Origin of the sequence: Novosphingobium sp., from assembly GCF_031424035.1 — a bacterium.
Lineage (GTDB): Bacteria > Pseudomonadota > Alphaproteobacteria > Sphingomonadales > Sphingomonadaceae > Novosphingobium.
Genome location: NZ_JANPGP010000003.1, coordinates 1 through 8,129, shown reverse-complemented (window position 1 = coordinate 8,129; position 8,129 = coordinate 1). Strand labels below are relative to the sequence as shown.

9 protein-coding genes are annotated in these 8,129 nt (G+C 64.5%); 4 read left to right on the top strand and 5 right to left on the bottom strand.

From position 1 onward, the window contains the following. Window positions 1–348: 348 nt before the first annotated feature. Window positions 349–1,143 (top strand): exodeoxyribonuclease III, encoded by a 795-nt coding sequence (locus RMO89_RS00080; RefSeq protein WP_310530465.1) that lies wholly within the window; start codon window positions 349–351, stop codon window positions 1,141–1,143. Window positions 1,144–1,168: 25 nt separating this feature from the next. Continuing rightward, on the top strand, window positions 1,169–2,221 hold the full coding sequence (gene ribA / locus RMO89_RS00075) for a GTP cyclohydrolase II (protein ID WP_310530464.1): 1,053 nt from the start codon (window positions 1,169–1,171) through the stop codon (window positions 2,219–2,221). Window position 2,222: 1 nt separating this feature from the next. On the opposite strand, the gene RMO89_RS00070 is transcribed toward ribA, so the two are convergent. The 3 genes from RMO89_RS00070 to RMO89_RS00060 all read right to left on the bottom strand — a co-directional run bounded on the left by RMO89_RS00070 (window position 2,223) and on the right by RMO89_RS00060 (window position 4,350). Next, window positions 2,223–3,167 carry a right-handed parallel beta-helix repeat-containing protein gene (locus tag RMO89_RS00070; RefSeq protein WP_310530462.1) on the bottom strand — a complete coding sequence of 315 codons (945 nt, stop codon included), beginning with the start codon at window positions 3,165–3,167 and terminating at the stop codon, window positions 2,223–2,225. A gap of 62 nt (window positions 3,168–3,229) precedes the next feature. After that, window positions 3,230–3,433 (bottom strand): toxin-antitoxin system HicB family antitoxin, encoded by a 204-nt coding sequence (locus RMO89_RS00065; protein ID WP_310530461.1) that lies wholly within the window; start codon window positions 3,431–3,433, stop codon window positions 3,230–3,232. Window positions 3,434–3,438: 5 nt separating this feature from the next. Then, window positions 3,439–4,350, bottom strand: coding sequence for an SPFH domain-containing protein (locus RMO89_RS00060; protein ID WP_310530460.1), 912 nt, complete (start codon window positions 4,348–4,350; stop codon window positions 3,439–3,441). Window positions 4,351–4,627: 277 nt separating this feature from the next. On the opposite strand from RMO89_RS00060, the gene RMO89_RS00055 reads away from it, so the two are divergent. Together RMO89_RS00055 and RMO89_RS00050 are read left to right on the top strand one after the other, a co-directional pair. Further along, a complete protein-coding gene (locus RMO89_RS00055) occupies window positions 4,628–4,804 on the top strand; it encodes a YdcH family protein (RefSeq protein ID WP_310530459.1) in 177 nt (58 codons plus the stop codon). Between the two features lie 81 nt (window positions 4,805–4,885). Continuing rightward, window positions 4,886–5,896 (top strand): TerC family protein, encoded by a 1,011-nt coding sequence (locus RMO89_RS00050; protein WP_310530458.1) that lies wholly within the window; start codon window positions 4,886–4,888, stop codon window positions 5,894–5,896. A 3-nt stretch (window positions 5,897–5,899) separates the two neighbouring features. Here RMO89_RS00050 and recQ read toward each other — a convergent pair whose 3' ends face one another. After that, window positions 5,900–7,678: a DNA helicase RecQ gene (gene recQ, locus RMO89_RS00045; protein ID WP_310530457.1), complete on the bottom strand. Its 1,779-nt coding sequence runs from the start codon at window positions 7,676–7,678 to the stop codon at window positions 5,900–5,902. A 13-nt stretch (window positions 7,679–7,691) separates the two neighbouring features. Beyond that, window positions 7,692–8,129, bottom strand: a 438-nt coding sequence (locus tag RMO89_RS00040) for a M3 family metallopeptidase (protein ID WP_310530456.1), incomplete at its 5' end; no start/stop codon positions are given.

Below are 8,129 nucleotides of genomic sequence, written 5' to 3'. Positions count from 1 at the left end.
AGGACACCCTACATAGATGAGGACGGCGCGGATGGAGGCGGGTTTCCCCCCTGTTGCCCTGGCCTCCCCAAGGTCTGCTCCGTCAAGCGTGACGAACGCACAAAGGAACCCTCGCTCCAATGCCCCCGGAGCGGGGGTTTTCTTTTTTTGGGTTTCGCGCAAAGGCCGCGAAGAGCGCAAAGAGTTCTGCGAGCCGAAGGATCATGCCTTCAATCAGCACGCTGTCTAGCACTGGCAGCAGTGTTTGGAGCTGGCTTCGCCACAAGGACAACATCTTCGCGCCCTTTGCGCCCTTTGCGCGAAACCAAATAGTTCCATCGCGGGCCGAAAGCATCTAACGCCCTTCCCATGCTGTCCGTTGCCACCTGGAACATCAATTCCGTCCGCCTGCGCGCCGAACAGGTGACGCGGTTCCTTTCTGAACAGGCGCCTGACGTGCTCTGCCTGCAGGAGATCAAGTGCGCCGAGCACCTGTTCCCGCACGATGTGTTCGAGGCTGCGGGATATACCCACCGCGCCGTGCACGGGCAGAAGGGCTATCACGGCGTTGCCACAGTCAGCCGCGTGCCCTTGCGCGAATTCAGCCGGCATGACTGGCAGGACAATGGCGAGGCGCGCCATGTCGGGGTGGAACTGCTTGGCCCCGCAGGTCAGGGCCTGATCATCGAGAATGTCTATATTCCCGCCGGCGGCGACATTCCCGACCGCGAGGCCAATGCCAAGTTCGGCCAGAAACTCGATTTCCTTGAGCGCATGACCCGCTGGGCCGATGCGCTCGATCGGCCGACGCTGATCGTCGGCGATTTCAACATCGCTCCGCTGCCCGAGGACGTTTACGACCACAAGGCGCTGCTCAAGGTGGTCAGCCACACGCCGCTCGAAGTCGAAACGCTCACTCGCTTTGCCGATGCCCACGGCTGGGTCGATCTGGGCCGCAAGCACATCCCCGCGCCGGAACGCAACTGGTCGTGGTGGTCCTATCGCACCTATTGGCAGGAAAAGGATCGCGGGCGCCGGCTCGATCACATGTGGGCCTCGCCCGAACTGGCGGCGCAATCGCGCGCTCACCGCTTCGTCGAGGAAACCCGCCGTTGGGAACAGCCGAGCGATCATGTGCCGCTGGTGACGGAGTTCGATCTTTGAGAGCGACTCCCAAAAGGGCGGGCCGGTGAGGGCAACGCGGCGTGTTGCCTTGGCGCTGGACGCCTTGCGACACGGCTGGCCGGTCGAGGTCGATGGTGTGCTGCGCCTGCTGCCCGCCGAAACCGGCTTCGGACCTGATGTTACATCCCCTCGCCTGCTGATTTCCTCGGCGCGGGCGATCACGCTCAAACTGGCGAACCAGCGCGAGGCGGCGGAACCCCATGCCCCGGTACTGATCCGGGGCGGCGATCCGTTCACCCTTTCACAAGCGCGGGTGATCGCCGATCCGGCGCTGGACCTTGCCAATCCGCTCAAGGGGCCGTTCCTTGCCGAACATCTAGATCATGCTGCATCGGCGCGCACGGCAATGGAGCTGGCGCTGCTGGCCGGGATTCTGCCCGCCTTCCTGATCGATCCAGCGGGCTGCGGAGAAGCGCAGGTCGTCTCCTCAGGCGATCTCGCCGAATGGCGCGACACGCGGCACCTCGCCGTCGCCGCCCGCGCCCGCCTGCCGGTGGCGGCCTGCGAAGATGCCGAGATTGTCGCGTTCCGCTCTGCTGACGACATGCGCGAGCACGTGGCTCTGGTGATCGGGCAGCAGAACGGCGAGCGCGCGCCCTTGGTGCGCCTCCATTCCGAATGCCTCACCGGCGACCTGCTCGGCAGCCTCAAATGCGATTGCGGCCCGCAGCTCGACGCGGCAATTGAAGCGATGGCGGATGAAGCGGCGCAGGGCGGCTGGGGCGTGCTGCTCTATTTGCGGCAGGAAGGGCGCGGCATCGGCCTGGTCAACAAGCTGCGCGCTTACGAATTGCAGGATCAGGGTTTCGATACCGTCGATGCCAACAACCGCCTCGGCCTGCCCAGCGAAGCGCGCGACTTTCCTGTCGCGGCGCGGATGCTGGCGCTGCTGGGCGTGCGGACGATCCGGCTGATGACCAACAATCCCGGTAAGGTCGATGCCTTGCAATCAGAGGGCGTCGAGGTAACCGAACGGGTGCCGCACCAGTTGCCACCCAATCCGCACAATGCCCGCTATTTGGCGACAAAGCGCGACCGGACGGGGCACTTGCTCTAGGTCAGCGTCGTTCAAACGGTTTGAGGCGCGCACCGAGCACGTTCTGACCGATCGCCAGTCGGTCGCCCGACCAGTCCGCCACCCAGACCGTGTCGCGCTCCAGCCCCGGGACCAGCCGCGCGTCATTGCCTTCGATACGCAGGCCGGCCGAACTGTTGGTCCGGCCCTCGGCAGCCACCGCGATGAAGGCCGAGTAATTCTCCTTGTGCTGCCCCTGAACGAACCAGTTGCCGGCGATCTTGCCGGTTGCCCCTGCCGGCAGGTCGATCATGTAATTGGTCCACTTGCCCTGCGAATCGTCGAAGCTGGATGCCAGCACGGCGATCTTGGCGGCGCGGCTTTTCAGGTAGTGCCCGCCGCGTCCGATCTCGAACCTGCTGCGCGTTACGGTGAGCGCGCCGAAGCCGCCGACGTAGATCGAATGCGCGCAGCCAGCGCTGAATTCGCAGGTGCCAAGCCGAGTGAAAGTGCTCTTGTCGACGGTCAGTGTCGAATTGGGCTCGTCGGCTGAGAGGATGCCCTGCTGGCTGTCACGGAACCAGCTTTGCGATACAGAGATGAGGCCCTTTTCGGCGCGGATACCGGCGCCGTTCCCTGCGCCCGACTTCAGGTTGGCGAAGACCAGCCCCTCAACATGCGTCGTGCGCCCGCGCAGCACCAGTGCCGCCTTGTCCTCACAGGCCTCGCCTTCTAGCACCGATTGCCCGGCGACGGCGGCGGTGAAGGTCACGTCCCCCGCCTCTTGAACTGCGCAGTCACGGAACCGGCCCGAGGCAATCTGCACCGTCCCGCGCCCGTCACCGATGGCATTCACCGCGTCCTGCAGGCGGGCATAGCCCTTGCCGGTTTCGACCACGGTGTAAGGCGCACCGCTTTGTGCCCAGAGCGGTGCCGATGCGAGGGTGCCGGCGATGGAGGCCAGCGCGAGAAGGTGAGTCTTTTTCATCCCGCTGGCATAACCGCGCGTCGGTCAAGATCGGGTAAATGCGTTCATCACCTTGGCGCGGGTTACTCCTCTTTCTTCGCGGGCCGTCCGCGCTTTGCCGGTTCTGCCGGGGCAACCTTGATCCCGCGACGCGCCATGGCCTCACGCAGCAGCACTTCCACCTCGGCATTCACCGAGCGGAAATCGCCCGCTGCGGCCCGCTCCAGAGCCGCATAGAGCGCCGGATCGAGCCGCAGGGGAAAGGATTTTCGCGCCGGAGGAGCCATCAGACTTACTGGTAAAGCGAGCCCGTGTTGACCACCGGCTGGGTGTCCCGCTCCCCGCAGAGAACGACCATCAGGTTCGAGACCATCGCCGCCTTGCGTTCATCGTCGAGATGGACAACGCCCTTCTCTGCCAGCATCCCGAGCGCCATTTCGACCATGCCGACCGCGCCTTCAACCAGCGTCTTGCGCGCCGCGACTACGGCTTCTGCCTGCTGGCGGCGGAGCATGGCGCCGGCGATTTCCTGAGCATAGGCAAGGTGAGTGAAGCCGCATTCATCGACCGAGATGCCGGCCATCGCGAGGCGCGCGATCAGTTCCTTGCGCAGTTCGACGCCAACCTCGTCATGGTTGCCGCGCAGGGTAACCTCGGCGTGGGCGAAATCGTCATAGGGATAGCGCGAGCCGATAGTGCGCACCGCCGCCTCGATCTGGACCATGACGAAGGCCTTGTAATCATCGACATCATACAGCGCCTGCGCCGTATCGACCACGCGCCAGACCACCTGGGCGGCCATTTCGATCGGGTTGCCGCGCAGATCGTTGACCTTGATCTTGTCGGAGACAAGGTTGTTGGCGCGGACCGAAATCTTGGCCTTGCCCATCCACGGCCAGACCCAGCGCAGGCCGGTGTTGCGATCGGTGCCACGGTACGAACCGAACAGCGTGATCGCCACGGCCTGATTCGGCTGGATCATGTAGAAGCCCGAGGCAATTACCATCAGGGCCACGACACTGAGCGCCGAGCGCACGACAAAGCCGAACACCGCGTCTTCCGCCGGATCGCCGCCGGCAAAGGCAATGATGCGCCAGATCGTCAATGCCAGCAGCAGCAGGAACAGGACGAACATCACGTAGCCGCTGGTGCTCCACGCACCGCGTTCGCGGCTGGATGTCATCGCGTTATGGGTATCGGGCATGGCACTTAACCCCCTTCAAAATCTGATATCATATTAATATCGCGATTCGCCGGCACGTCAAGAGGACTTGAAAGTGGAGCGCATCGGTCCTAAATAATCCTTGCGGGACCGGGCCCCTCTGGCGCGGCATGCTGGCCAATCGGCAGTATGCTTCGTGATGTCGGACCGCATCGGATGTACCGATGCTATGGGTCCGGGTCCTTCCCCCTATCCCTCCCCAGGCCCTTGGCTCGGTGCGTCCGATCGAACTCAACTCCGTTCGAAAGGGTTACATCTGATGTCCGACCGCGTTTTCCTCTTGATGGAACGCCACCAGAAGCTGGACGAGGCGCTGCGCCTTGCCCGCCATCGCAAGGCTGCCGACCCGCTTGAGGTCGCCCGGCTGAAAAAGCTGAAGCTCGCGATCAAGGATCGCATCGCCGGCCTCCTTCGCCGCCGCAAAGCCTTCGGCTGACACCGCATAGCACTGCAAGAGACGCCGGGACGGGCCGCAGGGTCTGCCCCGGCGCATTGCGTCAATAACAGGGACTGACTGATGGAATTCCTCTTCGCCGACTGGCTCGGCACGCCGGCCTGGTTCTGGCTGTCCTTCGCCGGCATCGTGCTGGCACTCACCGCCTTCGATCTTGGCGTCCTCCACAAGGAGGACAAGGAAATGGGCATCGGCGAAAGCTTGAAGCTCACCGCCTTCTACATCACCATAGCCATGCTGTTCGGCGTCTGGGTTTGGATCGCCAAGGGTGCTGATCTGGGCATGAAGTACTACACCGGCTTCTTTATCGAAAAGGCGCTGTCGATCGACAATGTCTTCGTTATCAGCCTGATCTTCACCTTCTTCGCGATCCCGGCGAAGTACCAGTACCGCGCGCTGTTGTGGGGCATTCTGGCGGTGATCGTACTGCGCGGCGCCATGATTGCTGCGGGTGCGGCGCTGGTCGAGCAGGCCTATTGGGTGCTTTACATCTTCGCGGCTTTCCTTGTGTTCACCGGCATCAAGATGTTCTTCGCGGGCGACCACAATCCCGACATTGCCAAGAACCCGGCAGTGCGCTGGATCAGCAACCATATGCGCGTGACCAAGGAGCTGCATGACCAGCACTTCTTCGTGAAGGTGCCGGACGAGAAGACCGGCAAGCTGGTGCGGGCCGCAACCCCGTTGTTCCTCGCGCTGGTGGTGATCAACCTGGCCGACCTTGTTTTCGCGGTCGATTCGGTGCCGGCGATCTTCGCGATCACCACGGACACTTTTATCGTCTATACCAGCAACATCATGGCGATCCTCGGCCTGCGGGCGCTGTATTTCGCGCTCTCGGCGATGATCCACCGCTTCTATTACCTGAAGTATGCGCTGGCCGCCGTGCTGGTGTTCATCGGCTCGAAGATCTTCGTCTCCGACTTCCTGCTGGGCGGCGACAAGTTTCCGCCGCTCGCCAGCCTGCTGGTGACCTTCGGGCTGATCGGCGCGGGTGTGGCCTACTCGCTGTGGAAGACCCGCCACGGCGAGGATGCCGCGCCGCAGCTGCCGCATGATGCCATCCGGCCGTGAGGCTCAGTGCTGGCGGATAACCGCCAGGAACGCATCGCCGTAGGCTTCCAGCTTGCGGGTCCCGACCCCGCCGATCTCGCCCAGCGCGGCGAGTGAGGCGGGGCGGACCGAGGCCATTTCGCGCAAGGTGGCGTCGTGGAAGATCACGTAGGGCGGCAGTCCCGCCTCCGCCGCCAGTTCGCGGCGCAGCGCGCGCAATGCTTCGAACAGCGGATCGCCGAGCGGGTTGGCACCGCCCTTGTCGCGAGTGCCGCGGCCACCCCTTGACCGCTTCTCATTCGCCGGTGGCAGGACGACCGGCAGCATCACATCGCCCGTCAGGATCGCGCGCGCGTCCCCTGCCAGCATCAGTCCGCCGTGTTCGTTCGCCACCAGTGCGCCGCGCGCCTGCAGCGCCCGGGCGACGGGTTTGAGGAGCCGCGCCTCGTCCGATTCAAGAATGCCGAAGACAGTCAGCCGGTCATGTCCGCGCTGGACAATGCGGTCGTCGCTGATGCCGCTGAGCACCTTTTCCAGATGGCCGATGCCAAAGCTCTGCCCGGTGCGGTAAGCGGCGGAGAGCAGCTTTTGCGCCACCACCGACCCATCGGCGACGCCCGGCGCGTCAAGGCAATTGTCGCAATTGCCGCACTTTTCGGGCGGGCTTTCTCCAAAGTGGCGCAAGAGGATCGCGCGGCGGCAACCGGGGCTTTCGACCAGCGCCGACAGCGCATCAAGGCGGGTGCGCTCGCCCTTGCGGCGGCTCTCGTCCATCTCGGACAGCCGTTCGCGGGCAAGCACGAAGTCTGCCGGTGCCCAGAACATGACCGCCACCGAATCGTCTCCATCACGGCCCGCGCGGCCGGTTTCCTGATAGTAGCTCTCAATCGATTTCGGCACGCCAGCGTGGGCAACGAAGCGCACGTCGGGCTTGTCGATGCCCATGCCAAAGGCGATCGTCGCGACCATCACCATGCTTTCCGACGCCACGAAAGACGCCTGCACCGCGGCACGGCGCTCGGGTTCAAGCCCCGCGTGATAGAACGCCGCCTCGCGCCCCGACCGCGTGATGGCGGCGGCAATGTCCTCGGTCGCCTTGCGGCTCGGCGCGTAGACGATGCCCGCTCCCGGGAGCCGCTGGAGCAGGTCGATGATCTGCCGCGTGCCCGAATCGCGGGCGGTGATGGCGTAGCGGATATTCGGGCGGTCGAACCCGGCGACGATCAGGCCCTCGTCCGGAATGCCGAGTTGGCGCAGGATGTCCGCGCGGGTCGCCTGATCGGCGGTGGCGGTGAGCGCGAGGCGCGGCACGTCCGGGAAGCGGTCGAGCACCGGGCGCAGCATCCGGTAGTCGGGACGGAAGTCGTGACCCCACTCCGAAACGCAATGCGCCTCGTCGATGGCGAACAGCGCGATGGGCGCGCGTTCGAGCAGCGCCTGAAAACCCGCGGTCGAGGCTCGTTCCGGGGCGACATAGAGCAGGTCGAGCTCGCCCCGGCGGAAGGCCTCGGCGGTAGCGGCGTTGTCCGAATCGGCGGAGGTCATCGAGGCAGCGCGGATCCCGGCCGCCTCTGCCGAGCGGATCTGGTCGTGCTTCAGCGCGATCAGCGGCGAGATGACGATCGCCGTCCCCGCCCGCGCCACTGCCGGCACCTGGTAACATAGCGACTTGCCCGCCCCGGTCGGCATGACGGCCAGGCTGTGCTGCCCAGCCATCACCCGGCCAATCACCGCCTCCTGCACCCCGCGGAAAGCGGCATGGCCGAAGACGCTGTCGAGGATTTCAACTGGGCTGGCTGTCACTTTGCCTCGGCGTTCATTGTTCTCCCGAAGCCGTCGCTGCGCCGGGCGTCAAGCCGTGATAGCGCAGCATCGGCGTCACATCGGGGTCGCGACCGGTGAAGTTGCGGTACATGGTGCCAAGCTCGACCGTATTGCCACGCGACAGGATCAGGTCGCGGAAACGCTGGCCATTGGCCCGGTTCAGCCCGCCATTCTGCTCGAACCAGGAATAGGCGTCATGGTCCAGCATCTGGGTCCAGATGTAGGCATAATAGCCGGCCGAATAGCCATTGCTCCAGATGTGCATGAAATAGGGCGTCTTGTAACGCGGCGGCACGTCGGCAGAGTCGAAGCCGCCTGCGGCCAGCGCCTTGGCCTCAAAGGAGTCGGCGCTCTGGCGCGGCGCAGAAACCGGCAGGCTGTGCCAGTCCAGGTCGAGCTTGGCCGCCTCGACTGTTTCGCCGAAATCGAA

Bases quoted from the DNA above. Each gene is read 5' to 3' on its own strand.
- RMO89_RS00055 (WP_310530459.1), top strand. From the start codon at position 4,628: ATGTCCGACCGCGTTTTCCTCTTGATGGAACGCCACCAGAAGCTGGAC.
- RMO89_RS00080 (WP_310530465.1), top strand. From the start codon at position 349: ATGCTGTCCGTTGCCACCTGGAACATCAATTCCGTCCGCCTGCGCGCC.
- RMO89_RS00060 (WP_310530460.1), bottom strand. From the start codon at position 4,350: ATGCCCGATACCCATAACGCGATGACATCCAGCCGCGAACGCGGTGCG.
- RMO89_RS00065 (WP_310530461.1), bottom strand. From the start codon at position 3,433: ATGGCTCCTCCGGCGCGAAAATCCTTTCCCCTGCGGCTCGATCCGGCG.
- RMO89_RS00070 (WP_310530462.1), bottom strand. From the start codon at position 3,167: ATGAAAAAGACTCACCTTCTCGCGCTGGCCTCCATCGCCGGCACCCTC.
- RMO89_RS00050 (WP_310530458.1), top strand. From the start codon at position 4,886: ATGGAATTCCTCTTCGCCGACTGGCTCGGCACGCCGGCCTGGTTCTGG.